Raw genomic sequence first — 25,497 nt, 5'->3', positions numbered from 1 at the left:
CCGATCATGTGGCAAATACCCCTGTGCGTCCAGCGGGTTAACCAAAATTAGCGTTTAAAATAACTATTCTGAGAGCCAAGAGGCATTAATTGATGTGATGATCCATGTCTCTGGCCGGTTGCACGCAGGGGCTAGCGCCCACTTCACGGGCAGGAACACCCGCCACAGTCGTACGTGGGGCCACGTCTTTTAAGACGACGCTACCTGCGCCGATTTTTGCGCATTCGCCAATTTCAATATTGCCTAATACCTTGGCTCCGGCACTAATCAGCACGCCGCTGCGCACTTTAGGATGGCGATCGCCATGCTCCTTGCCCGTTCCGCCCAAGGTGACGGATTGCATAATGGAGACGTTATCTTCCACCACCGCGGTTTCACCAATCACAATGCCTGTGGCGTGGTCGAACATAATGCCCTTACCGATTTTGGCGGCCGGATGGATGTCTACCGCAAATACGCTGGAAATACGGTTTTGCAAAAACAGGGCGAGCGAGTTCCGGTCTTGCGTCCACAACCAGTGGGCAATGCGGTACGACTGAAGCGCATGAAAGCCTTTAAAAAACAGGAAAGGCGTGACCAGTGAGCAGCAGGCGGAATCGCGCTCGCTTACGGCCATTAAATCCGCGCGCACGGCAAGGCTGATCCCCGGGTCCGCAGCGAGTGCTTGTTCAATCACTTCGCGCACCAGCATGGCGGGTAGTGCTGGGGTATCCAGCTTATTGGCGAGGTGGAAACTCAGGGCAGCTTCCAAGGTATCGTGATTCAGAATGGTGGCGTACAAAAAACTCGCCAACACAGGCTCCTGCTCGGCTTGCTTGCGCGTTTGGCTGCGAATGGATTCCCACAGGGTGTCCAGTGGAAGCGCGGGTGCAGTGGCGTTCATGGGGGTGACCTCGGCGGATCAATGACCGAAAGATAAGAAGATTATTGGGCTTGGCTAATGCGCTGGCAAGTGTTGAGTGTCACCGGGTTAATCCCGGTTACCTTTCTGAAACAACCGTTGCTTGTCACGTGCCCAATCCCGTTCTTTTTCGGTTTCGCGTTTATCGTGTTCTTGCTTACCTTTGGCGAGGGCAATTTCGCACTTCACCAGGTAGTCCTTCCAGTACATAGCGGTGGCCACAACGGTGTAACCTTTTTGTTGCGACGCTTCTTGCAGCTTGGTGATTTCGCGCCGGTTGAGCAGCAACTTACGGGTGCGCATAGGGTCTACCACGTGGTGGGTAGATACGCTTTTAATGGGTTGGATTTGTGTGCCCAAAAGCCAAGCTTCGTCATTTTTGAAGAATACATAGCTATCGGTTAGCTGTAATTTACCGGCACGAATACTTTTGACTTCCCAGCCCAGCAAAGCCACGCCCGCCTCATAGCGGTCGCTTAGGTGAAATTCAAATTTGGCTTTTTTGTTCAGGGCAATCGTGGTGCCGCTGTTTTTTTGCGAATTCTTTTTAGCCATAAGGTCGGTGAGACTCCTATTAACAGGCGCTCTACGTTCAAAGGGTGAGCGCCTCGCCTATGCGTAGCAATCGCCTTGCTCATGAGTTGAGTCAAGGTCTGCGCTGGGCAGGGGGCGCATTATACGCAGACTTGCGCGGAAATTTCGCGCCCTTGACCTATAAGTCTCTGGGGGCGTGAACTGGGCGCACTTATGTTGTGCCCATATTCCCGTTACAATCCCAGCCCTGAGGTTTCCATTTGGAGTTTTGTGCGTGAAGCGACTTAAACAACATGCGATATGGGGGCGCGGCAGCTTTATTCTAGCGGCGACCGGTTCAGCAGTTGGCTTGGGCAATATCTGGAAGTTTCCTTACATCGCCGGCGAAAACGGCGGTGCAGCCTTCGTGCTTTTATACCTTGTCTGCGTTTTGCTGGTAGGCATTCCTATTATGATGGCCGAGATCATGCTCGGCCGTAAGGGTCGTTCAAACCCTATCACTGCAGTCGACAATATCAGCCGCGATGCCGGCGCTATGCGCTCTTGGTCAATTATCGGTTGGATGGGTGTGGTCGCGGGTTTTGTGATTTTGTCCTATTACTCGGTTATTGCGGGTTGGACGCTCGATTATCTTGTCTCTGCCCTGCAAGGCAAATTCGCCGGTTTAAATGGCGATTCTTCCAACGAATTATTCAATGGCCTCTTGGCAGATAAAAGCCGTTTGGTGCAATGGCACACCGCTTTTATCGCCATCACAGCCTTAGTATTAATGTTCGGCGTAACCAAGGGTTTGGAAAATGCCGTACGTTTTATGATGCCCTGCCTCTTTTTGTTGCTGTTAATTCTGCTCGGCTATGCCTACACCACCGGCGAGATGGTCACTAGCGCGCGCTTTATGTTCAGCTTTAACCCAGCGGATTTATCCTGGAATTCGGCGCTTATTGCGTTGGGGCATGCGTTCTTTACCTTGAGTATCGGCATGGGTGCGATCATGGCGTACGGTGCCTATATGCCCAGCACGGCGGCTATTGGGAAAACAGTTATCACAGTAGCGATTTTGGATGTCATGGTCGGCTTGCTCACCGGTGTGGCGATTTTTGCGTTCGTCTTCGCAACCCCCGGCATTCAACCCAGCGGTGGCCCCGGTTTAATGTTTGTAACCTTGCCCGTTGCTTTCGGCGCTATGCCGATGGGTACAGTGGTTGGTATCGCTTTCTTTGGTATGGTGGTGCTGGCGGCGTGGAGTTCGACTATGTCGCTGCTGGAACCGGCGGTGGCGTACTTCCACGAGCGTTTTGGCTTCCATCGCATTAGCGCCAGTTTGTTGGTAGCGGGTGCAGCCTGGTTGCTGGGCTTGGGGTCGGTCTTGTCTTTCAATGAATGGTCTGAGCAACAACTGCTGTGGGGAATGAATTTCTATTCCTGTTTAGATTTCTTCACCACCAATTTGCTCTTGCCGATTGGCGGCTTCCTCACCGCGATTTTCGTGGGCTGGAAAATGAAGCGCGAGGTCATTGCCCATGAAATGCAGCAAGATCACCCGCGCTTGTTAGCCATTTGGCGCTGGGTGTTGCGTTACGTATCGCCCATTGCGGTGCTTGCCATCATCATCAATTTGTTTTTCCCCATTGCGACACGGGTCGCGGAGTAGGGTCTGTGTCGCATATTGTTAATCGCTCCGCGCTGGTGAATTACTCCGCGCAGCAAATGTTTGATCTCGTCAACGATATTGAAGCCTACCCGCAATACATGGACGGTTGCGTAGGTGCAAAAATCCTCAAACGCGAAGGCGATTGGTTAGAGGCTCGTTTAGATTTGAGCCGTGCCGGAGTTCACCAAAGCTTTATTACCCGCAACCAGCTACAGCCGCCGCTTCGCATGAGCATGAGCTTGGTGGATGGGCCATTTAAACGTTTGAATGGCGCTTGGACGTTCACGCCGCTGGGCGACAATGCTTGCAAGGTCAGCTTTGAGCTTGAGTTTGAAATGCAAAATCGCTTGATTGGTTTGGCGGTTGGCAAATTGTTCGAGACGGTTGCCAATAACCAAGTTGACGCACTTTGCGGACGTGCCCGTCAGGTCTATGCCTAACCATATCCACTGAGAAAACGACCGTGGCTGATTTCGATTTAATCCGGGTAGAAGTGGCTTACGCCTTACCGCATCAGCAAAAAATCATCGCCCTCTTGGTGGAACCTGGTACTACCGCAGCGCAGGCTGCGGAGCGCTCTGGCATTACCCGCTACTTCCCCGATCTTGATCTCGCCAACGCCAAAATGGGCATCTTCGGTCAAGCTTTGGGAACCAAAGGCTTGGAGTCGGCAGATCGCCATGTGCTGCATGAAGGTGACCGCGTGGAAATTTATCGTCCCTTGAGCGCTGACCCTAAAGAAGTTAGGCGCAAGCGCGCTGAAAAAAGCGCTACCAACAAGGTATAGCCCCCGTTTGCGATTCTCCTGTCAATAAGGCCGCCCTAAAGACTCGCAGCCAGTATTTTCTGGCCTTAGTCGTGGCCAAATCCATGCCCGTCTAAAAATCTGCACTACACTGAATAGAGAACCCCAACGACCTTATGGGCGCTGGCTTTTTGTATGCATGAGATTATCGATGGAACTACAGAATAAGGCATTTTATAGCTGGTTGCCCTGGGTGATTTCCGTGGTGGTCTCGGTTCTGTTTGCATTGCTGCTCAAGAATGAGCTGACGCATCAGGAAGAAGATTGGCACAACCATCTGCGTATACAGCAAGCTGGTGCCGAGTCGGCGCTAAATGTTTCGCAACAGCACTTTCTTCAACAAGCAAGCGGCTATGCACAGCTCATATCGCACGACAAAGATCTGCTCGCTCAGGTGCGGCGCGCTGCAGAAATATACGCGGCGGAATCCCACAACGACAACGCGGAAAAAGTCGCAAAAGCACGTTTGCAACTGCAGCAGGTGCTTGATCATTATTGGAAAGACATAACCCCTCTGGGGGTACGCGAGCTCAATATACATTTCGCCAGTCAGGCCACGGTTTTTCTGCGTATGAATAACCCAGACCGCTTTGGCGATAGCCAGACACAAATTAGCCCATTGCTCGCTCAAGCGTTGAAAATGGGCGTTGCTACCAGCGGTATGGAACTCGGGCATTACGGTGCAAATTACCGTGCGTTCTCGCCAGTGACGGCGTCTGATGCATCCAGCGAGGTGATTGCAGCCGTTGAGATTGGTATGGGGTTAACTCCCAAACAAGGCATGCGTAATAACCAAGGTCAGGCGGTGCTGATTAGTTCGACTGTTGCAAACCAATTTCTCTGGGATTCAGCCCAACGACAAACTATTGCAAACTCCAAGAACCGCATTAGCCCTTGGTATGTGGAGTCGAGCAGTCACCCGCTGGTGAAAGCCTGGCAGCAAAGCGGTGTTTTCGATGATGTGACTAAACGAACTCCAACGCCTCGAATCATCCAGGAAGATGCCAAAACCTACATGTTCAGTGTTTTGCCTGTTGAGGGTTTTGCTTTACCCCAATCACTTGCGACAACACCTCAAATATTGCTTTTGGCTTGGAGCGATATCACCCAAGAACAAAAAGCCTTTGACCATAGTTTTAGAAACACACTAAAAAAATACCTCTCGGGTTGGTTATTTACTGTGGTGGTACTTTGGATTTTGTTTCGGTTCAATCGCAAGTACGTTGTGCAACTCTTGCGCGAGCACAGCAAACAATTGCAAAAAGAACGCGACCTGAGCGATCAGGCTCGGCATCGTCTAACGCTCGCGCTGGTTAGCAGCGAATCAGGTTTTTGGGAATGGAATATAGCAACCAATCGTGTGACATTTTCGAAAGAATGGCGTGAGCTGTGTGGGTTGCCAATGGTTGCGAATGCGGCGAGCGACGGCAGTGCTGACGTGGAAGAATGGTTGATGCGCGTTCACCCGAGCGATAAGCGCACTAGCTACTCAGAAATGATTCGCCATGTAAAAGGCGAAACCCCCATGTTTGAAAACGAATATCGGCTACGTGTGGCCGATGGTAGTTATAAATGGATTTTTACGCGCGGCAAAGTGGTGGAGTGGGCACCCGATGGAAAAGCTACCTTGATGCTTGGCGTCTACACCGATATCACCCAGCGTAAGGGTAACGAAATTATCGTTGCGCGCCAGCAGGCGGCGCTGCGCGCACTTAATGAAATTGCTTCGCTACCCGCCCCCAATGTTGAAGCACAATTGCGCAGCGCGCTCGAAGTTGCGGCGCGTTGTTTAGGTTTACCTCACGGTACTTTGGCGGAAGTTCATGGGCACCAATACCAAATAAAAATTGAATTGGGAAAACAGCGTGATCATGCGGAAATCACGCCGCTTTCTAATTATTATTGTGAGCTCGCGTTAAACAAAAAAGATATTTTTTGTTGTGATCAACTATCAAAAAGCGAATATATCGACAGCTACGCCTATAACACCCAAAAAATAGAAAGTTACATTGGTGTGCCCGTATGGACTCACGGAAGAATTTACGGCGTAGTAAGTTTTGATTCCGAACGCAGCCGCCACCAAGACTATGATGATCTTGATCACGACTTCATGAATCTTTTTTCGCGCTGGGTTGGCGTTACTCTTGAGCGCTGGCAATACCAATCCGAACAGACATCGCTCATCAAACGCTTTGAAAAATTATGCAATCAACTGCCAGGTTTCCTCTATCAATTCCAGTTGAATGTTGATGGCACCAGCTTATTCCCGTTCGCTAGCTCAGGCATTACAGAAATTTACGGTGTGACACCGGAAGACGTGGCGAGTGACGCAACGGCGATATTTTCCACCATTCATCAGCACGATCTGGGTTGGGTGGGTGAAAGTATTTCAACGTCTGCGGCGACTCTTAAAGATTGGACTGCAACTTACAGAGTTATGCATCCGCGACGTGGCGAAATTTGGGTGCGTGGTGAAGCGCGGCCTGAGCGATTGAAAAGCGGCGCAACATTATGGAATGGATACATCCAGGAAGTGACCGAAGAAAAACTTGCTGCGATTAAGCTGCAGGATATTAACGCCCTCCGCGAAGCCATTTTTAATGCTGCCAGTGTTGCGATTATTTCTACGGATCCAAACGGCATTATCAAAACATTTAATCAGGGCGCAGAAGATCTTTTAGGTTATTCTGCCGCAGAAGTGATAGACAAAATGACGCCCGCGCCCTTTCACCTTCCGGAGGAAGTCGGCGCGCGCGCGCGATCACTAACGCAAGAGTTCGGTGTAGAAATACAGCCAGGGTTTGATGTCTTTGTCGCGAAATCGCGTGAAGGCAGTGATGATGAACATGAATGGACGTACGTTCGAAAAAATGGTTCGCATGTTCCCGTCCTATTGTCTGTTAGTACGCTGCGCAGTGCAGACGGTGACATTACCGGTTTTCTTGGGCTCGCGCGCGACATCAGCGAACTCAAACGCATTGATCGGATGAAAAACGAATTCATATCAACGGTAAGTCATGAGCTGCGCACCCCGCTTACGGCTATTAGTGGTGCCTTGGGTATTATTGTCAACGGGGCTGCGGGTGCAATTCCCGATACCGCCGTTAAGATGCTCAACATCGCTCACAAAAATAGTTTGCGCTTGATCCATTTGGTAAACGATTTGCTGGATATGGAAAAGCTAACGGCAGGAAAAATGCACTTTGATACCAAAGCGCAACCACTCGAACCCATAGTCGCCCAATCACTCGAAGATAACGCAGCCTACGCCGCGCAATACAATGTGAAGTTTAAACTCGACAGTCGCATTCGTCCCGATATTCGAGTGAATGTCGATGCTCAACGCTTACTGCAGGTGCTTGCTAATTTTATTTCAAACGCAGCTAAATTTTCACCGCCAGATGAAACCGTAGAATTGCGAATTGAATATGTTTTTAACACGGTTCGCGTGTCGGTAATTGATAATGGTCCCGGCATTCCCGAAGAATTCCGCAGCAGAATTTTTCAGAAATTTTCGCAGGCAGATTCGTCCGATACTCGTCAAAAAGGTGGAACGGGTTTGGGTTTGGCGATTTGCAAAGAAATCATTGAGCGTATGGGCGGCAAAATAGGTTTTATGTCAGATGGGGTAAAAGGTTCGCAATTTTATTTTGATTTGCCCACAGAAGAATATGTATCCACCCAGCCAACCCAAGCAGCGCGTTCGCCAACTGGAGAACGCTTGCTGGTAGTTGAGGATGACCCCGAGGTCGCGGAATTATTTGCGACTATGCTCCGCAATCAAAATTATCGTGTCGATATAGCATACTCCGGGCAATCGGCAATGGAACGCTTGGCGTTATATACCTATCACGCCTTAACAATGGATCTGGAGCTACCCGATATAAATGGAATAGAGCTTATTAAACAATTGCGTAGCGATGCGGCCACAAAAGATATTCCGATAATTGTTCTCTCCGCTAACCTGGATTCAGAACGCATGGCACACAGAAATTTAAACACCTTCGTCGGTGTGCAGTGGCTGCAGAAGCCCCAGTCCGCAGCCGCCATCATCGCCGCTGTGAAAACAGCCATTAATCAGTGAGAGCCGGACAATGAAAGCGCAATTACCCGGCAATGAAGCCCTTCGTTTAAAAGCACTCCAAAATTTAGCAATTTTGGATTCCCCGCGCGAGCAGAGTTTTGATGATATTGCTCTGGCCGCCATGCATGTTTGCAAGGTGCCTGTTGCAGTTGTTTCCCTGGTTGATAAAGACCGCCAGTGGTTCAAAAGTTGTCTGGGGTTAGATGCGGAAGAAACGCCTCGAGATGTGGCTTTTTGTGCGCACGCTATATTAACGCCCGACGATGTTTTGGTTGTGGAAGATGCAACAAAAGATCAGCGTTTTTTCGATAACGATTTGGTAACGGGGCCGCCCTATATACGCTTTTACGCAGGTGCGCCGCTTGTTACGAGCGAAGGATTTGCACTGGGTACTTTGTGTGTCATTGATTATGTACCTCGCCAGTTAAGTCAACCTCAGCGCGATGTGCTCTTGGCCTTGGCGCGCCAAGTGGTGCAATTATTGCGCCTGCGCTCAGCCCATGATCTTATTGTGGAAAAAGAAAAGTTGGTAAGCAGCTTGTTAAAAAATTTTCCCGGCGCTGCTTACCGTTGTCTTGCAGATAAAGAGCGCACATTGCAGTTTTTAAGTGAACAGGTGGAGCAATTGACTGGCTATGGTGTCAGCGCATTTATGCATTCGCCGCGCAAGAGAATCGTCGATCTTATGCATCAGAGCGATGTGATGCGTCTGGATGAAATATCGAAAGAGGCGCTAACCAATAAAACCGCCTTTGAACTCGAATATGCGCTTCAACGTGCAGATGGTACCTGGCGTTATGTACACGAAATAGGTCGCGGCGTTTATAACGAGAAAGGCGAGCTGGAATTTATTGATGGCTTTATTTCGGATATTCAAGCACGAATCAATGGCGAATATGAAAAGCGCGCCATGGCGAACAAACTCGCGCAATTTTTTGAATCGGCCTCAATCGGCATTTTGCAGGTAGGCGACGATGGAAAAATTCTAGCGGCCAACCCCGAAATATCGCGTATGTTGGGTTACAAACCATCTGAATTAAAATCCATGCACTTTTTGGATATTACCCCCGAGCAGGATTGGTGGAAGAGTAACCAGAGTGTTGAGCAAATTAAAGCAACCGGGCGCTTTGGCCCGTTTGAAAAAAATTACCTCCATAAGAACGGTGCCATAGTTCCGGTAGAAATCAGCGGATTCCTTATTAATATCCACGAAGGTCACGGTCAGGCTTGGTGGACGCTCGTTAAAGATATTCGGGAACAAAAACGTATAGACCGTTTGAAAAGTGAATTTATTTCCACTGTGAGTCACGAGTTGCGAACTCCGCTAACCTCCATATCGGGCGCATTGGGTTTGATATCGAGCAGTGTTTTGGGCGAATTGCCGCAAAAAGTCAAAAGCATGTTGGATATTGCTTACCGAAACAGCCAGCGTTTGAGTTTTTTGATTAATGACTTGCTTGACATGGAAAAATTAATTGCTGGAAAAATGTCATTTGACATTGCCGAACATGCTGTAGCAAAGCTGGTACAACAAGCGGTAACCGAAAACAGTTCTTACGCCGATAAATATCAGGTTAGTTTTGCATTGGATGATCGCGCACCCGATGTACGGATATCGGTAGATGCATTCCGCTTTCAGCAGGTATTGAATAATTTTTTAAGCAACGCCGCCAAATATTCTCCACCGCATTCGCAAGTGGATGTTGTTATCGAGAATATTCACGCTAATGTTCGTGTCACTGTTCGGGATAAGGGGCCTGGAATTCCGGAGGAATTTAAATCCCATATTTTTCAAAAATTCTCGCAGGCTGATTCGTCAGATACGCGCGAAAAAGGTGGTACGGGCTTAGGTTTGGCAATCAGTAAAGAACTCGTGGAACGCATGAACGGCAACATTGGTTTTGAAAGCGAAGCGGGGCGCGGTGCGGCGTTCTTTGCAGAATTCGCGCGCATAGATATAGATAAAGATTCAACGGGTGTCGTCTGCCAATGACGAAATAGATATTTAATAGCAAACAGATTTTTAATAGATAGAAAGGACACAAGTATGACTAGAAACCTCGATAAAATTTTGTACGTAGAGGATGACCCTGATATTCAGGCGATTGCGGTAATGGTGCTTGATGCAATTAGCGGATTTACGCTGCTCGCATGCTCGTCAGGAGCTGAGGCGGTGAGTAAAGCAGTTGCCTTTAATCCGGATTTGATTTTGCTCGATGTAATGATGCCCGGCATGGATGGCCCGGAAACCTTGCAAGCCCTGCGCAAGCTGCCGGAGTTCACGCACACTCCTGTTGTTTTTATGACAGCCAAAGTGCAGCCGCAAGAAGTTCAGGATTACCTTGCATTAGGCGCCGTAGGTGTAATTGCAAAGCCCTTTGATCCCATGACCTTGGCAGATCAGTTGCGCGAGATATGGGCTCGCATTCAAACAAATACCTAAGCTGAAAGTGCTTTGCTGTATTGGCTAACTATTAAAGGCCTGGCTCATGGATAAATGGTTTCAAAGTAAAAGTAGCGAACTGCTTACTGGCCTTTTGCTGTCTTTTTTGCTTGCGATCACATTCATTATTGCTTTGGCTATGCAGGGGCAGTCTTCGCGCTACGTACAATTAGCTTTTGATTCACAAGTCGAGCAATTGGTACAAAGCATTGAGCTGCGTATGCGCGATCATGAGCAGCTTTTATTGGGTGCTAAAGGTTTGTTTGATGCGAGCGATTCCGTTAGCCGAGAGGAATTTAACCGTTACTTAGCTCCGCTTGATTTAAAAAGAAATTATCCAGGCATTCAAATTGTTGGTTATACGCAGTGGATAAAACCGCAAGAGCTTGATCAGTTTACTCAGATGGTTCGCGCACAGGGTTTTCCGCAATTTAATGTTCGCCCCGCTGGTGAGCGCGATTATTACTCCGCAATTATCTACATGGAACCTTTCGCTGATCGAAATATGGCGGCGTTTGGTTTTGACATGTTTTCGGAATCTGTAAGGCGTCAGGCAATGAGTGCTGCGGTTATTGATAACCACACACGCTTGTCTGGCAAAGTGGTTCTTGTGCAAGAGAAGGCGGGCAACACCTATCCGGGAGCGTTGCTCTATTTGCCCGTATTCAAAAAGAATTTGCCCTTGGACACTGAAGCCCGGCGCTGGAGCGCGCTGCAAGGATTTGTGTACATAGGTTTTCGTATAGAAGATCTGATGAAAGGTATATTGCAACAAAATCGTTTGGATATGCGGTTCCGACTCTATGCGGGCAGTGTTAGTGCGGACCAACGCCTCTATGACTCCACACCAAGTGTAGAGCCTCGATTCACGCCGGCTTATAAAAATAGTCGACACATGGATTTATACGGTCAATCCTGGCTTTTGGAGAGCGTCAGCGACAAAGCATTTGAAACTGCGCGCACGTCCAATAGAGCCTTGATTGCGCTCTGCTTTGGTGTGGTAGTGAGCGTTTTGTTGTGTGCCATTTTTTACGTCATCGTAAACCAGCGTCAGCGTGCACTAGCCTTGGCGAGTGCTATTACCGCTGATATGCGCGTAAAAAATGTTGAGTTGAAACATAGTCAGGAACGTTTTGAACTTGCGTTGGAATCCTCTGCCATGGGTATTTGGAGTTTGCAATTTGCAGACAATGCCCTGCAATGGGATTCCTACATGTATGTTTTATTTGGTTTGTCTGGTGATAACACCAAGCTCACCTACGATCGCTTTTTTATGTGTGTTCACAGCGATGATCGCCAACGTGTATTTGAAGAAATTGCGCAGGCCATTGAAGGTAAAAAGGGCTACGACACCGAGTATCGTGTGGTTTGGCCGGATCACAGCATTCATTACGTGGCCTCGCGTGCAAAAATTATTTACGAGGCGAATGAAGCTGTCTCAATGATTGGTACCTGTTGGGATATTAGCGAGCGCAAACGCTTGGACAAAGTTAAAACTGAATTTGTATCCACAGTTAGCCATGAGTTGCGCACACCTTTAACGGCAATAACCGGTGCCTTGGGGCTGGCTGTGAGCGGTGCATTGTGCGTTTTACCTGACAACGCAAAACAGGTGTTGGATATCGCCTATAAAAATGCGCAGCGTTTAAAGTTATTGATTAACGATTTGCTGGATATGGATAAGTTGCTCGCTGGAAAACTCGAATTCCATTGCGAAGTTCAACTGATCATGCCGTTGATTGAGCGTGCGGTCACGGAGAACCGTGCTTACGCAGATCAAATGCAGGTTCGCTTTGTTATTGTGCCGACAGAATCTGATCCTCGTATCAATGTTGAAGATATTCGATTTTTACAAGTCATGGCCAATTTTTTATCCAACGCAGCAAAATTTTCTAAACCCGATTCTGATGTCTTGGTTAAGCTGGAGGTTATTGACCAATACGCGCGCGTGTCGGTAGTTGATACCGGCGTGGGTATGGATGATGAAAGTAAGAGCCATATGTTTGAAAAATTCTATCAGGCGGATTCGTCGGACACGCGTAAAAAAGGTGGCACAGGTTTGGGGTTGGCGATCACAAAAGAAATTGTGGAACGTATGAATGGCCGAATTGGTTTTTCGTCAGTCTTGGGTGAAGGAAGCACGTTTTACGCAGAATTTCCGATTGTGAATTGATCTAGCACTTATCACAATTTTTATTAAGTATTTAGGCCATCCACAATTCATCGAGATTGCGAAAACCCCAATCCTCGGGTGATTCGCGGCCAATAATTTTATCTTTACCAATCAGCATCGACAGATCCAGCGTTTCTTGCAGAATGGGTGTTTTCAATTTTGCGGAAAAAAATACTTTTACTTTAGGTGTGAGCAGCGAAGTCTCGCTCTGTTCGGTTACTACACCCAAGCGCCCACTCTCCAGTCGAACGAGTGAACCAGTCGGATAAATGCCTACTGTTTTAACAAATGCTTGGAAAACAGCCTCATCAAAATGACCTTTGCTCCACTCAGCCATTTTGCGAATAGATTCGGCGGGCGACCATCCTTTTTTGTAAGGACGATTCGATGTAATGGCATCATAGACATCGCACACGGCACCCATTTTGGCGAATAGACTAATAGTGTCTCCAGTGAGTCTGTGCGGGTAACCGCTACCATCCACTTTTTCGTGGTGATGTAAAACCACGTCCAACACCATTGGGCTTACCAGTGGATTGTCCATCAAAATATTTGCACCTATCTCCGGGTGAGATTTAATGGTGTTGAATTCTTCATCGGTCAACTTACCGGGTTTGTTTAAGATTTTGTTCGGAATTCCGATCTTGCCTAAATCGTGTAACAAACCGGCCAGCCCCGATTCGCGCACTAAATCTTCATCCAAATTTAATTGGCGAGCGAGTGCAATCATAAGTGCACATACGGCGACAGAATGCATGTAGGTATATTCATCGGCATTTTTTAATCGTGCAAGGCTGATGAGTGCGTGAGGTTGGCGTAGCACTGAATCTGATATTTCTTCTACAAGTTCTTTTGCTTGGGCCACTTCGACCGCTTTGCCCATGCGCGCATCATTGAACATGGAAATAACAGCGGCTTTTGATTTACTGCAAACCTTTTGGGCAAGGCGCACCTCCTCGTCCATGGTGGTTTTTTCGGTGCGCTTGGCGCGCATGGCCTCGCGCAACATTTGCTCGGTTTCGCGCTCAATATCAGACAGGGTTTTGCCCGGAACAATTTCGTCAGTGTCCAAGCCCTTGGTAGTGTTGATCCAAACTTCTTTAATACCGCTTTTTAACAAGCTGTTTAAATCTTCTTTGTCTTCCAACAAGAATTTGGTCTTGAAGAAGGGGTGTTCCATCCAAGAGCCGCAGAGTTCAGTAATGAACATTCCCATGCGGACATCTTTGACGGCAATACGTTTGAGCATTGAAACGGGCCTCGGGCACTCAGCAACTGATCAGATAATGGTTCGTTAGCTAAAAAATGAAATCTTATGGTGCAAGTATAGGTGAGCTTTGACGAGTCCTTAGAATATTTACCGATGTTTTCAGCGCCTGTTATCAAAACATGGGGTGTTGCTCGAACTGACGCGCATAAGCAAGAGCTTCATGCAGTGGCATGGGTTTGGCAAAATAAAACCCCTGTGCATCGCTGCAGCCGCAGTTGCGCAGAATTTCTGCTTCCACTTGGGATTCGATACCCTCTGCCGTAGTTTCCAGCATAAGTGCATCGGCAAGCTGAACAATGGCATTAATGATTGCCAGCGAGCCTGTATCTTTGGTCAGGGAGCTCACAAAGGAGCGGTCAATTTTAAGCTTGTTGAGAGGGAAGCTTCGCAGATAGGCGAGCGATGAGTAGCCCGTGCCGAAATCATCCAACGCAATTCGCACCCCCAATTTTCGTAGCGCGGCAAGTATATCTTGCGCGGCGAAATTGTCGTGAATGAGCAAAGACTCGGTGATTTCCAGTTCCAATCGTTCGGGTGCGAGTCGACTAATTCGCAATGCCCACCGAACTATGTCGACAATATTACTTTCGCGAAATTGCACAGCTGACAAGTTAACGGAAACGCGCCAGTTGTTGGGCCATTTAGCAGCGTATTTACAGGATTCCACGAGCACCCAAATACCTATGGGAATAATCAGATTGGATTCTTCTGCGAGTGGAATGAATTGTGCCGGTGAAATGAGCCCAAGCTCTGGGTGACGCCAGCGTATAAGTGCTTCAAAGCCGGAGATTTCTTGCGTTGTTAATTTTATTTGCGGTTGAAAAAGAATTTCGAACTGTCCGGTGATGGGTGTTTGAGGCCAAACAAGGTCTTCGCTGAAGGCTTTGTTCAGTAATTTATGGGTAGAGGCGTGTTCCTCAAGCGCCGCACGCATATCGTTGAGCAAATGTAATTTCTGTTGCGCAATTACTTCCATTCCCGGTTCGTAAAATTTATAAGTATTGCGTCCGGCGGACTTTGCGGCATAGAGTGCCATGTCGGCATTTTTTAATAAGGTTTCCGTGTCTTTGCCGTGTTGCGGCGCGAGCGCAATGCCAATGCTGCATCCAATTTTTAGGCTATTGCCATTTATGACGCAGGGCGCAATAAATGTGTTGAGTAACCGCTGCGCGAGCGTAGCGGCTTGTTCGGCCGAGTCTTCACCGTAACTGATGATCGCAAATTCATCGCCGCCCAATCGTGCCAAAATATCATGGCTGCGCACAGAGCTAAGTAAGCGCTGCGCAAACTCTTTGAGCACCAAATCGCCAACACCGTGGCCCAGTGAATCGTTTACATTTTTAAAGTTATCCAAATCCAAAAAAAGCAATACAAAGGATGGAAATTGATTTTGCTTTTTGAGTGCTTCTAACTGCATGTAAAAGTAATGTCTGTTGGCGAGGCTTGTCAGCGAATCTATATTGGCCAGACGCCGCATTTCCAATTCGGCGGCGTATTTATGGCTCACGTCCGAACCTACGCCTCGCCAGCCGACAAATTGTTCTTTGTGGTTAAACAACGGTTTTGCGGTTAATTGCCACCAGTGTCGCTCCCCGTGGATCAGGATAGGTAGCACCAACTCACGGAATGGGGTGTGCTCGCTCAAGTGCTGTTCTAGCTGTGCGATAGGGTTTTCATCACCAAATTCGTCGTGCGCGTATTTAGCGTCAAAAAGACTGGTGAATGTGGTGTTCGTAAGGCTCGCAAGATTGGTGCCCAGAAGTGCGACTAACTTTTTTGAAGGTGAGTGCAGTTGAGCTTTGCTATTAAGCTCCCATAACCAATCACTCGCGTGGGATTCAAAGTCGTGTAGCAGGAGGCTGATGAGCTGCTGTTGGTGTTCGGCAGCGGCTTCCGCCATTAAGCGCGCCCCAAAGGTTTTTGCTGAAGCGAACACAGCAAAGCAAATAATTGTTGCGTAGATAAGCAGCAGAATTGCCAAATCCCAGTGGGCCTCTATGCTATCTCGCCAAATGGCAATCATACATCCCAGCGCCATAGTACAAACGTAGCTGATGGCCGCTTGCGGCACTGTGGCCAGTGCGAATCCGCCAGCGCACATCATTCCGGTACAGATAGTTGTAAGCAACAACGTATTGTTCGCGTCTGCCTGGCTATCGAACGCGAGTATTGGAAGTACTCCCCAAATGGCCGCAAGCGCAGTGGCGTGATGTGTAGCGCGTTTAAGTGCTCGTTTAGAGACTTGGGTAGGAGCAGGACGGCGGCGTTGCAAAATCCACGCGCGCGTACCGAGCAATACAGCCACCACTAGGAAGATTGCCCATACCGCAACAGACCGAAAGGAATCTGTAGACCAGTAAATAACGAGCAAAATAACCATGTTCAGCGTATTGGCGAGCATGGTGAAAGGGGTTAAACGTAAAATCGCGCCAATTTGCTGGGCGCGAAATGTTGCTGCAACGGCAGGCTCAGCCTCATAAATACGGAGCTGAACCACCAATTTTCGAATGACATGGCGCCAATATTTAGCGAAATAGCTCATTAGATTTCACGCTGATTGTGCACAGGGCGCGCCGTTCAAGGTAAACGGGGGAACGTATTATTAGAGAGCCTTCACGAAACTGGTGCCAAGGCATAAAGCCCTAGCATTTGCTCAAATGTGCCACGTGCTTCCACTGTTACAAATTCAAAATACGTTCGCGCAAAAGTCTTTATCTATTTCAGACTAGTTCAGGCAGGGAGGGTGTCAAGCGGATGGGCGTTAGACCCACAATGGGTGTCAAAGTCAGGATTGCCCATCCTTGGGCTCGCGAAAAAACTATTTGGGTTGGTCAATGACCGGCTCAGGCTTCTTCTCAATATTGGTGGGCAAAGGAATATCGCGTCTCACGTTATCCAAGTATTTCTCTGACTTGTCTTCGCTCAACGGAGCTTTACCGGGCAAGTAGTCACCTTCGGTTTTGACTAGCTTGTCATTTTCAAAGTACACGGTGAACAAGTGTTTAACATATTCGCCCGTACGCCCAACTTTCACGCTGTAAAAATAATCCCAACGGTTGTCGTTAAAGGTATCGGGTAAAAGGGTGTTACCCAATACAAAGCGAACCTGACGTTTGCTCATGCCGAGCTTCAGCTGGTTAACCATATCGGCGGTTATAATGTGCCCCTGTTGAATGTTGAGTTTGTGCACGCTGGGGAAAAGGCTACAGCTCGTCAGCGATAATGCACAGAGAGTGACCAGTAAAATACGACTGGCTAATTTCATAAGAGGGCTTCCACTAAATTATTTGAACACGGATAATACCCGAACCACAGGAATACTGAGAAGGTTTTGGGGGAAAAATGGCAGACGAAAACCAAGAGTTGCGCAAAGTAGGCCTTAAGGTCACCCTCCCGCGGATCAAAATTTTGCAAATGCTGGAATCCGCTGAGCAACATCACATGAGCGCCGAGGATGTTTATAAATCCTTAATGGAGCAGGGCGATGATGTTGGCTTGGCAACGGTGTACCGTGTATTAACCCAATTTGAAACTGCAGGTTTGGTGGTAAGACACAACTTTGACGGCGGCCACTCAGTTTTTGAAGTTGCCCGTGGCGAGCATCACGACCACATGGTCGATATAGATAGCGGAACCGTCATAGAGTTCCACAATGATGAAATAGAAGCCTTACAGCGCCGAATCGCCCACGAACATGGTTATGAATTAACCGATCACAGCTTGGTTCTTTACGTTAAGCCGCTTAAGAAATCCTGATCAAAAAAAGCGCCTCACATGGAGGCGCTTTTCCTATCTACTTCAACTGCGCATTCACAAATTTCACCACTTCTTCTACCGCTTTGGTGCGCGTCGAACCCTTTTGAAGGTGATGGTCGTCCTCGTCCAGCTCCACTTTCTCAACTTGCTTGTTATTTTTCACTAAGGCTTTATACATATTTTCCGATTGCTCGGGCGAAACAATTTTGTCGTTAGCTGAGCTAATTAAAAGCGTATTCGCTTTAAATTGCTGCGCAAATTTTTCAGGTGATCTGCTCTCCAAATCCTTTTTATCGATCTCCCCATTGGCATTTGCCAATTGTTTTTCCCAATAAGCGGTTGCCTCACTCTTTTCTTTGTTGTTATAGCGATCTTAGGCCAGCATTTCATTCAAATCGCCAACACCATTAATGGACACTACGCATTTATATAAGTCTGGTGTAAATGCGCCACCTGCCAAGGCCGCATAGCCGCCGTAGCTTGCGCCGACGATGCACACTTTTGCAGGATCTATGTAACCTTTATCGGTAAAAAACTTCACGGTATCAGTAATATCGTCCTGCATTTTCCTGCCCCACTCGCCCAAGCCGGCGTTACTAAATTTTGCGCCGAAACCGGATGAACCGCGAAATTGTGGTTGAATGACCAAGTAACCTTGGCTGGCAAGTGCTTGCGCAAAATAGTCGAAACTGATTTCGTCGTAGGATGCCGGGCCACCGTGAGGATAAATAACAGCAGGCAATTTTTTAATCTCGGTCGACTTATCGCGCGGAATGGTAATGAGTGTCGGAATTTTCAATCCATCGCGCGCCGTCACCTTCACTTTCCCCAGAGGGTTAATATCAGCGGCTTGAATTTGTGGTCGACTCGCGGTTAAGAAAACGGGCGCTTGGTTTGGGCTTGAGAGGTAGTAATCGCCCGCATAGGCCGAACCTTGAACATTAAAAACAATATGTTTCCAATCAGGTGACCAATCGCTTAGGTATAGGGATTGCTCTGGAAATTGTGCTATTAAATCTTTCATTATTTGATCCACAGCAGCATCAAAGAATTTATAGCTGGGCGAGAAACCAGAGAAGCGAACACCTTGCACAACGCGATGCAAATCAACGAGTACTTCTTCTATGTCGGCATCCTCTCTACCCAAGACCGAGCCGGTGATAGCTCCGTCTGAAAGCTTCATTAAGCTATAAGTATCTCTGCCGGTATTTGCATCGCTTTCTACGAAAACAACAGATGCATAATCAGGTGTTAAGCCAACAAAATTCTTTTTACGAATAGTTGTTTTTTCGGTGAAGATTTCTGCCCATTTACCACCGTTAACTTTGGCGCGAATTTTGTGGAGGCTGTTGCGTTCATCGAATTCTTCAATGGCGATGGTTTCGCCTTCTTTATCCACAAAAAAATCTTTTACCCGTTGGCCGCCGCGTGTCCCGGGAATAACATTTTTTCGGGTTAAATCGACTTTGTAGAGATTGTATTCGGAGTCGGGAAAATGGTTATCAACTTGCGACCATGCAGGCATATAAGCAAAGTGACCATCGGGACTTAAACCCACTACACGTCCCAATCCAGTTTGTCCGGCTAAAATCAGGTCGCCGGGAATTAATAGTTGGCGAATTTTTTTGTCATTGAGATCCAAAACATAAGCGGTACTCAAATCAAAATAGCCGCGGAAACCATCCAAACGTCTAAATTCCGAAGCTATAAGCTCAAGCTTGTCGTCTGTGAAAAACTGGATGGTTTGTGGCTGAATTTTAGAAACATCGGCAACGAATACAGCTTTCTTTTCGCTGAGAGAATTTACGATGATGAGGTCTTTCCCATCGGCGACGCGGCGAAAAGCAATTAGATTTCCGTTGGGCGAAATGGCAACCATTTGCGTAACGGGAAGAGCTCCGTAATCGCTAGCGCTTGGGGCAGCAAAGGTAGTGGCACTTGTGGTGAATAAAAAAGAAATACAGATGAGGGCGCGCTTAATATCCATGTTCAAACTCCGTCTGGGTATTATTCTTGTTGTACAAGCAAGTGCTTGAGAAGCCCCTAGCAACTCCTTGCATGTTGAAAACGGGGTTAAGATGCCAGAGGGTTTTTCAAAAGAAAAGCCAGACTTGAGTTGCGTGGCTTCTTTTATCCATTTTTAGTGAAGCAGCTAACGGCTCTCCAATATCTCCCGCGCATGCGCCAAGGATTGCTCAGTCACTTTCGCGCCGCCAAGCATGCGGGCAATTTCATTGACTTTGTCTTCGCCCTCCAAAAGCACCAGCGTGGATTCAGCGCTGGTTTTGGTGGATTTTTTACTCACGAGTAAATGTTGGTGGCCTTTACTCGCAACTTGCGCGAGGTGGGTTACGCAAATCACTTGGCCTTTTTCACCGAGTTGCCGCAAGAGCTTGCCCACAACATCTGCAGTTGCGCCGCCGATGCCTACGTCCACTTCGTCGAACACTAATGTTGGTGTTGCGGATGTTTGCGCGGTGATGACTTGAATCGCCAAACTGATGCGCGATAACTCGCCGCCCGACGCAACTTTCGCGAGCGGTTTTGGCGCTTGGCCGGGGTTAGTACTGATTAAAAATTCCACCTCTTCCAAACCGCTCGCAGAAGGTTTGTCTTCCAGTGAATGCAAATTTACGGTGAGCTTTGCATTTTCCATCGCCAGATTTTTGAGTTGATCGTTCACCAATTTGGCCAGGCTGGTTGCCGATTTTTGTCGTTTGTTAGAGAGCTGGCCGGCGAGTTGTAAAAACGCGTTCTCGGCTGCGGCTACTTGTTTGGCGAGTTGGTCTAGTTTGGCGTCGCCGCCTTGTAATTGATCTAACTCTAAGCTTAAGCGCGCGGTAAATTCCGCTAACTCTTCCGGCCGAATACGATGTTTGCGTGCAATGTCGTAAATATCACTCAGGCGCGACTCAACAATTTGCAGGCGCTCAGGGTCGAGGTTAAAGGTGTCTATGTGATGATCAATTTCATGGCAGGCTTCTTCCACCTGAATTTGCGCGCTGGTGAGTAATTCTTCTGCCGCGATCAGTGCGGCAGATTTTTCTGGCATATCGCGCAAGATATGAAGCGCGCGATGCAAGTTGGTGTTTAAGCCTTGTTCGTCGTCATTGCACAGAGCGAGTAATTCGTGGCTGCCTTGTAAAATCTCGCCCGCGTTGGCGAGGCTGCGTTGCTCAGCCTCCAACTTATCTAATTCGCCGGGTTGCAGGCCCAACTGATCAAGCTCGTTGACTTGGTAGCTCAGTAATTGAAAGCGCGCGCTCACCTCGGCAGCGTTATCGCGCAGGTGAACGTAATGTTCGAGCCGGCTTTGCCATTCGCGGTAAGCGAGGCGAACTTGTTTGGCGAGTTCAGCGTGGCCGCCAAACTCATCTAACAGGCGGCGATGGGTGTCTTTTAACAAGAGCGATTGGTGTTCATGTTGACTGTGAATGTCGATCAGCATTTCGCCGAGGGTGCGCAGTTGCTGGAGGGTAACGGGCTGGCCGTTGATAGAGGATTTGGATTTCCCTTCGTTATTAATCAGGCGGCGCAAAAGGCATTCGTTGGGTGAATCGATTTGCTGCAAATCATTAGCGACCAGCCATTCCTGCGCGGTGGGAATGCGGCTGGTATCGAAACTGGCCGTAATGTCTGCGCGGGTTGCGCCTAGGCGTACACGGTCGGCCTCGGCGCGGTCGCCCAAGGTTTGGCCTAGGGCATCGAGCAGAATGGATTTACCCGCGCCGGTTTCTCCCGTTATCACCGTCATCCCCGGTTTCATGTCCAGGTCTAGTTTTTCTACCAAGGTAAAGTTTTGGATGCTGAGGTGAGTGAGCATTGGCGCGGCTCCGAACGAATAATTTCATCTGGCTGTTTATACAGTCTTTTTTGCTTTTTTGCAAAATCGAAAATCTTAATTATGACGAAGTAGAATAATTCAAATTCGATTTGCTTAATAATTGATCGTCCCTGAGTCGATATTATTTCCATGCTCTTGATTTTATAAATTGGGTTAATGACCTTTTTGTTTTTAAGTTTTTGTAATTTAAGGGTATTTATATTTTGGTTAAGTTTTTGCTAATCGACAGAGTGTCAACGCGGGGGATATGAATTCGCGCTAACATCAATTCACACTTAAGGACATCTTATGAAAAACTTTTCTCAATCTTCTCTAGTCAAATTTATGGCTGCTGGCGCTTTCGCCTTGGCTGCTTCTGTTGCAAACGCGGGCAATATCATATTGACTGGTCATGACACTGATGATCATGGTGCAACAGATTTTATGAACTGGGGTTTGAACCTATTAACCAATAATACAACAACCGCACGTGTGGGCTATATCGGTTCTTACTGGGCGGGAGGTCTGGATTCATACTTAGGGAACTACGACAACTTCCAGCAATACGATGTAAATGATGCAAGTTGGACCAATGCATTCACAGATGGAAACGATGTTCTCGTTATAGGTTCTGGCTGGGACTTCATTAGTCCCAGCAATTCTGCAGCCATGAACGCGGCTGCGTCTCAGTTTGCTTCATTTTTCAATGCGGGCGGTTCATTGTTCGTAAATACTCATCAGGGTTTGGGGCAGAGCTTTTATGATTTTCTTCCGCCTGTGGGTAATGTTGCAGCATCTGATTTGACCACTTGCTCAGCTGAATTTGGGGATGGTTCGTGCATGTCGCCAACAGCTGCGGGTACTGCAACAGGATTAACCTTGAGTACCATTGCAGGAGCGAGCATTACTCATAACCAATTTAGTAACTTTGGTCCTACCTTCACAGCCTACGAGACTTATGTGCCAACAGGTAACGCCATTACAATTGGTTTAATCGGTGGAAAAATTGACGATGGCGGTTTCCACACCGATGTACCAGAGCCTGCTCCATTAGCTTTAATGGGATTGGGTTTGCTTGGTTTGGCTCTGCGCAGACGCAAAGCTTAATTAGGTTGCCTGATGCTAAAAAGACCCGCCCTTCCCCGCGGGTCTTTTTTTGGGCGGAAATTAGTTATTAATCCCATGTAATCTCCATCTGACCTATATGAGCTAGGTAAAGCGTGGGCGAAATGATCAATTTATTCGCAATGCTGTAAAAAATCGTCAAGTAAATGCGCTTAATTCCGTCCTGTGGGCTATAAACATGGTTAGCAAACAGAATGTTTCGCGAAAGACCTCCTTCCGTTGGGGGCTAAGCATATAACCGGCGTCTTTGCAGGAGAAAACCATGTCATTACCATTCAGCCGCCGCTTTAGCCTAGCGCCATTAGCGCTATTAAGCGGCCTACTCTTATCCACGGTTGCGGTTCAGGCGGAAACTCCCGCGGCCTGCAAAAACACTAAGTGTAAATATTTGGAGACGACACTTTCCCCGCAAGAGCGTGCGGCAGATTTGGTCTCACGCATGACCTTGGAAGAAAAAGCGACCCAAGTGGGGCACATTGCGGTTGCGATTCCACGTTTGGGTATTCCTGAGTACAACTGGTGGAACGAAGGTTTGCACGGCGTTGCGCGCGCCGGTTTCGCGACTGTATTCCCACAGGCGATTGGTATGGCGGCATCTTGGGATGAACCCATGATGCAAAAAGTCGGCGATGTGGTGAGTACCGAGTTCCGTGCCAAGTACCTTGAAACCTTGCACCCTAACGGCGGCTCAGATTTCTACCGCGGCCTCACCGTTTGGTCGCCCAACATCAATATCTTCCGCGACCCACGCTGGGGGCGCGGCCAGGAAACCTACGGTGAAGATCCTTATCTGACCTCGCGCTTAGGTATCGGCTACATCAAAGGTTTGCAGGGCGACGACCCCAAGTTCTTTAAAACCATCGCCACCTCGAAACACTTTGCGGTCCACAGTGGCCCAGAATCCAATCGCCACAAAGAAAGCGTTTTCCCCACACCGCGCGATTTGGAAGATACCTATCTGCCAGCCTTCCGCGCGACTGTGACCGAGGCGAATGTGCAATCTGCTATGTGCGTGTACAACGCGGTTAACGGTGTGCCCGGCTGTGCGAACGAAGAGTTGATGGAGAACTACCTGCGTAAATCTTGGGGCTTTAAAGGATACGTAGTGTCTGACTGCGGCGCTGCGGCCAATATCTACCGCGAAGACAGCCTGCACTACAAAAAGACCGCCGAAGAGGGGGTTACCGCCGGGTTGAAAGCGGGTATGGATTTGATTTGCGGTGATTATCGCAACCATATGACCACCGAAGTTCAGCCCATTATCAACGCCGTTAAACAAGGCATGTTGCCGCAAGCTGTGTTGGATCAAGCCTTGGTTCGTCTGTTCGTTGGCCGTATCAAGCTTGGTATGTTCGAGCCTTCACTGCCATTCGCTGACATCAAAAAGACCGATTACAACACGCCTGCTAACCACGCCGTATCCTTGAAATGGCCAAGAAAGCCATGGTGTTGTTGAAGAACGATGGTTTGTTGCCATTGAAAAAAGCGCCCAAAACCATCGCCGTGATTGGCCCCAACGCCGACAGCTACGATGCGCTGGTCGGTAACTACTACGGCAAACCATCTGACCCCGTTACGGTGTTGGACGGTATTCGCGCGCGCTTCCCAGATTCAAAAATCATTCACGTAGAAGGTACTGGCTTGGTTGGCCCCGCTGAAACCCCAGTTCCTGATTCGGCCTATTGCCAAGATGCCGCCTGTAAGACCGCTGGTTTGAAAGTTGAGCATTTCGCAACACCTAAATTGGCTGGCGAGCCAACATCAGCTGCAACCGACACAGGTGCGCATTTCGCTTGGAAGGGTGAAGAGCGTGCATCTTCCATCCGTTGGACTGGCTTCTTGAAAGCACCTGCAACGGGTGAATACCAATTCCGCTTCGCCAGTGAAGGCGGTTACCGCGTGTGGGTTGGCGATAAGTTGGTGGTGGATGAATGGTGGGTGGGCGACGCACCTTCCATCCTCTCTGGCGCTACTAACCTGAAAGCTGGCGAGATCTATCCTGTTAAAGTGGAAGCCTTCCAAATTGGCCCCATCGGCGACCAAAAACTTGTGTGGAGCCTGCCGGGTGATTTGGGCAAAGAGGCGGTTGATGCCGCCAAGAAAGCCGATCTGGTTGTGTTCGTAGGCGGCTTGTCTGCCCGTGTTGAAGGCGAGGAAATGAAAGTGCAAGCCGAAGGCTTTACCGGCGGCGACCGCACCAGCCTTGATTTGCCTGCACCGCAACAAAAACTGTTGGAGCGCTTGAGTGCAACCAAAACCTATGGTTCTTGTGTTGATGAACGGCAGCGCCCTGTCAGTTAACTGGGCAGATCAAAAAGTCCCAGCGATTGTTGAAGCTTGGTACCCCGGCAGCGAAGGCGGTACTGCCGTTGCGCAACTGCTCGCCGGTGACTACAGCCCAGCCGGTCGCTTACCTGTGACTTTCTACAAGTCTGCCGATCAGTTACCAGCCTTTAGCGATTACAAAATGGATGGCCGCACCTACCGTTACTTTAAGGGCGATGTGCTTTATCCCTTCGGCCACGGTTTGAGTTACACCACCTTTAACTACGCCATCCCAAGCGTATCTGCCAAAACTATTAAGGCGGGTGATGCGGTGGATGTGACGGTTGATGTCACCAACGCCGGCAAAATGGACAGCGACGAAGTGGTGCAACTCTACATCGCCAAACCAAACGATACATCTAACCCCGTGTTGGCAGGTTTCGCGCGCGTAAACCTTAAAGCAGGCCAAACCAAGCCGGTTACCTTGAAGGTAGATGCTCGCGCTTTGTCCTTGGTGGATGAAAAAGGTATTCGCAAAGTACAAGCGGGCGATTACACCTTGCACCTTGGGGGTGGTCAGCCCAAATACGCGAAAACCGCTGCGGCGCGTTTAACCGTAACCGGGGAGGCGCTTCTGCCGAAGTAAGCCGGAAACCCGTTGAAAAGG

The 25,497-nt window shown here is 48.5% G+C and carries 17 protein-coding genes and 2 pseudogenes; 12 read left to right on the top strand and 7 right to left on the bottom strand.

Annotation, left to right across the window (positions count from 1 at the left end; genetic code table 11):
• Positions 1-85: 85 nt before the first annotated feature.
• A complete protein-coding gene (cysE, locus tag U1F02_RS14350; RefSeq protein ID WP_409991095.1) occupies positions 86-883 on the bottom strand; it encodes a serine O-acetyltransferase in 798 nt (265 codons plus the stop codon).
• A gap of 87 nt (positions 884-970) precedes the next feature.
• Complete coding sequence (gene smpB, locus U1F02_RS14345) at positions 971-1,456, bottom strand: SsrA-binding protein SmpB (RefSeq protein ID WP_409991094.1); 486 nt, start codon at positions 1,454-1,456, stop codon at positions 971-973.
• 253 nt (positions 1,457-1,709) lie between these two features.
• Between smpB and U1F02_RS14340 the strand changes: the two genes are divergently transcribed.
• The 7 genes from U1F02_RS14340 (at position 1,710) to U1F02_RS14310 (ending at position 12,591) form a co-directional block, all read left to right on the top strand.
• On the top strand, positions 1,710-3,086 hold the full coding sequence (locus U1F02_RS14340; protein ID WP_409991093.1) for a sodium-dependent transporter: 1,377 nt from the start codon (positions 1,710-1,712) through the stop codon (positions 3,084-3,086).
• Positions 3,087-3,091: 5 nt separating this feature from the next.
• On the top strand, positions 3,092-3,526 hold the full coding sequence (locus tag U1F02_RS14335) for a type II toxin-antitoxin system RatA family toxin (protein WP_409991092.1): 435 nt from the start codon (positions 3,092-3,094) through the stop codon (positions 3,524-3,526).
• A 23-nt stretch (positions 3,527-3,549) separates the two neighbouring features.
• The gene (locus U1F02_RS14330; protein ID WP_409991091.1) at positions 3,550-3,873 is read left to right on the top strand and encodes an RnfH family protein; all 324 of its coding nucleotides are present in this window, start codon (positions 3,550-3,552) and stop codon (positions 3,871-3,873) included.
• Positions 3,874-4,042: 169 nt separating this feature from the next.
• Positions 4,043-7,975 (top strand): ATP-binding protein, encoded by a 3,933-nt coding sequence (locus U1F02_RS14325; protein WP_409991090.1) that lies wholly within the window; start codon positions 4,043-4,045, stop codon positions 7,973-7,975.
• Positions 7,976-7,985: 10 nt separating this feature from the next.
• On the top strand, positions 7,986-9,968 hold the full coding sequence (locus U1F02_RS14320) for an ATP-binding protein (protein WP_409991089.1): 1,983 nt from the start codon (positions 7,986-7,988) through the stop codon (positions 9,966-9,968).
• Positions 9,969-10,022: 54 nt separating this feature from the next.
• Positions 10,023-10,418, top strand: coding sequence for a response regulator (locus U1F02_RS14315; protein WP_409991088.1), 396 nt, complete (start codon positions 10,023-10,025; stop codon positions 10,416-10,418).
• 46 nt (positions 10,419-10,464) lie between these two features.
• The gene (locus tag U1F02_RS14310; RefSeq protein WP_409991087.1) at positions 10,465-12,591 is read left to right on the top strand and encodes a CHASE domain-containing protein; all 2,127 of its coding nucleotides are present in this window, start codon (positions 10,465-10,467) and stop codon (positions 12,589-12,591) included.
• 31 nt (positions 12,592-12,622) lie between these two features.
• Here the strand turns inward: U1F02_RS14310 and U1F02_RS14305 are convergent, their stop codons facing one another.
• The 3 genes from U1F02_RS14305 to U1F02_RS14295 form a co-directional block, all read right to left on the bottom strand.
• Positions 12,623-13,840, bottom strand: a complete 1,218-nt coding sequence (locus U1F02_RS14305) for an HD-GYP domain-containing protein (protein ID WP_409991086.1) — start codon at positions 13,838-13,840, stop codon at positions 12,623-12,625.
• A 133-nt stretch (positions 13,841-13,973) separates the two neighbouring features.
• The gene (locus tag U1F02_RS14300; protein WP_409991085.1) at positions 13,974-16,403 is read right to left on the bottom strand and encodes a putative bifunctional diguanylate cyclase/phosphodiesterase; all 2,430 of its coding nucleotides are present in this window, start codon (positions 16,401-16,403) and stop codon (positions 13,974-13,976) included.
• Between the two features lie 276 nt (positions 16,404-16,679).
• Positions 16,680-17,126, bottom strand: coding sequence for an outer membrane protein assembly factor BamE (locus tag U1F02_RS14295; RefSeq protein ID WP_409991084.1), 447 nt, complete (start codon positions 17,124-17,126; stop codon positions 16,680-16,682).
• Between the two features lie 77 nt (positions 17,127-17,203).
• On the opposite strand from U1F02_RS14295, the gene fur reads away from it, so the two are divergent.
• The gene (gene fur, locus U1F02_RS14290) at positions 17,204-17,617 is read left to right on the top strand and encodes a ferric iron uptake transcriptional regulator (protein WP_409991083.1); all 414 of its coding nucleotides are present in this window, start codon (positions 17,204-17,206) and stop codon (positions 17,615-17,617) included.
• 37 nt (positions 17,618-17,654) lie between these two features.
• Here fur and U1F02_RS14285 read toward each other — a convergent pair.
• Positions 17,655-19,142: pseudogene (locus U1F02_RS14285) on the bottom strand (alpha/beta hydrolase family protein).
• 627 nt (positions 19,143-19,769) lie between these two features.
• Positions 19,770-21,440, bottom strand: coding sequence for a DNA repair protein RecN (gene recN / locus U1F02_RS14280; RefSeq protein WP_409991082.1), 1,671 nt, complete (start codon positions 21,438-21,440; stop codon positions 19,770-19,772).
• A gap of 309 nt (positions 21,441-21,749) precedes the next feature.
• Here recN and U1F02_RS14275 point away from each other — a divergent pair, with 309 nt between their 5' ends.
• The 4 genes and pseudogenes from U1F02_RS14275 (at position 21,750) to U1F02_RS14260 (ending at position 25,476) form a co-directional block, all read left to right on the top strand.
• Positions 21,750-22,547 carry a PEP-CTERM sorting domain-containing protein gene (locus U1F02_RS14275; RefSeq protein ID WP_409991081.1) on the top strand — a complete coding sequence of 266 codons (798 nt, stop codon included), beginning with the start codon at positions 21,750-21,752 and terminating at the stop codon, positions 22,545-22,547.
• Positions 22,548-22,827: 280 nt separating this feature from the next.
• Positions 22,828-24,021: a glycoside hydrolase family 3 protein gene (locus U1F02_RS14270; protein WP_409991080.1), complete on the top strand. Its 1,194-nt coding sequence runs from the start codon at positions 22,828-22,830 to the stop codon at positions 24,019-24,021.
• Positions 23,994-25,041: pseudogene (locus tag U1F02_RS14265) on the top strand (glycoside hydrolase family 3 C-terminal domain-containing protein); the annotation flags it as partial. The gene U1F02_RS14270 and the pseudogene U1F02_RS14265, both read left to right, overlap by 28 nt.
• A complete protein-coding gene (locus U1F02_RS14260) occupies positions 25,033-25,476 on the top strand; it encodes a fibronectin type III-like domain-contianing protein (protein ID WP_409991124.1) in 444 nt (147 codons plus the stop codon). The pseudogene U1F02_RS14265 and the gene U1F02_RS14260, both read left to right, overlap by 9 nt.
• Positions 25,477-25,497: the final 21 nt, after the last annotated feature.

The sequence above is a fragment of the Cellvibrio sp. genome, assembly GCF_046347455.1.
Taxonomy (GTDB): domain Bacteria; phylum Pseudomonadota; class Gammaproteobacteria; order Pseudomonadales; family Cellvibrionaceae; genus Cellvibrio.
The sequence above is the reverse complement of the archived record's forward strand: the minus strand, read 5'-3'. Positions and strand labels throughout refer to the sequence as shown.

Bases quoted from the DNA above. Each gene is read 5' to 3' on its own strand.
- U1F02_RS14315 (WP_409991088.1), top strand. From the start codon at position 10,023: ATGACTAGAAACCTCGATAAAATTTTGTACGTAGAGGATGACCCTGAT.
- U1F02_RS14325 (WP_409991090.1), top strand. From the start codon at position 4,043: ATGGAACTACAGAATAAGGCATTTTATAGCTGGTTGCCCTGGGTGATT.
- U1F02_RS14310 (WP_409991087.1), top strand. From the start codon at position 10,465: ATGGATAAATGGTTTCAAAGTAAAAGTAGCGAACTGCTTACTGGCCTT.
- U1F02_RS14270 (WP_409991080.1), top strand. From the start codon at position 22,828: ATGTCATTACCATTCAGCCGCCGCTTTAGCCTAGCGCCATTAGCGCTA.
- cysE (WP_409991095.1), bottom strand. From the start codon at position 883: ATGAACGCCACTGCACCCGCGCTTCCACTGGACACCCTGTGGGAATCC.
- U1F02_RS14295 (WP_409991084.1), bottom strand. From the start codon at position 17,126: ATGAAATTAGCCAGTCGTATTTTACTGGTCACTCTCTGTGCATTATCG.
- recN (WP_409991082.1), bottom strand. From the start codon at position 21,440: ATGCTCACTCACCTCAGCATCCAAAACTTTACCTTGGTAGAAAAACTA.
- U1F02_RS14305 (WP_409991086.1), bottom strand. From the start codon at position 13,840: ATGCTCAAACGTATTGCCGTCAAAGATGTCCGCATGGGAATGTTCATT.
- U1F02_RS14320 (WP_409991089.1), top strand. From the start codon at position 7,986: ATGAAAGCGCAATTACCCGGCAATGAAGCCCTTCGTTTAAAAGCACTC.
- smpB (WP_409991094.1), bottom strand. From the start codon at position 1,456: ATGGCTAAAAAGAATTCGCAAAAAAACAGCGGCACCACGATTGCCCTG.
- U1F02_RS14260 (WP_409991124.1), top strand. From the start codon at position 25,033: ATGGATGGCCGCACCTACCGTTACTTTAAGGGCGATGTGCTTTATCCC.
- fur (WP_409991083.1), top strand. From the start codon at position 17,204: ATGGCAGACGAAAACCAAGAGTTGCGCAAAGTAGGCCTTAAGGTCACC.
- U1F02_RS14300 (WP_409991085.1), bottom strand. From the start codon at position 16,403: ATGAGCTATTTCGCTAAATATTGGCGCCATGTCATTCGAAAATTGGTG.
- U1F02_RS14275 (WP_409991081.1), top strand. From the start codon at position 21,750: ATGAAAAACTTTTCTCAATCTTCTCTAGTCAAATTTATGGCTGCTGGC.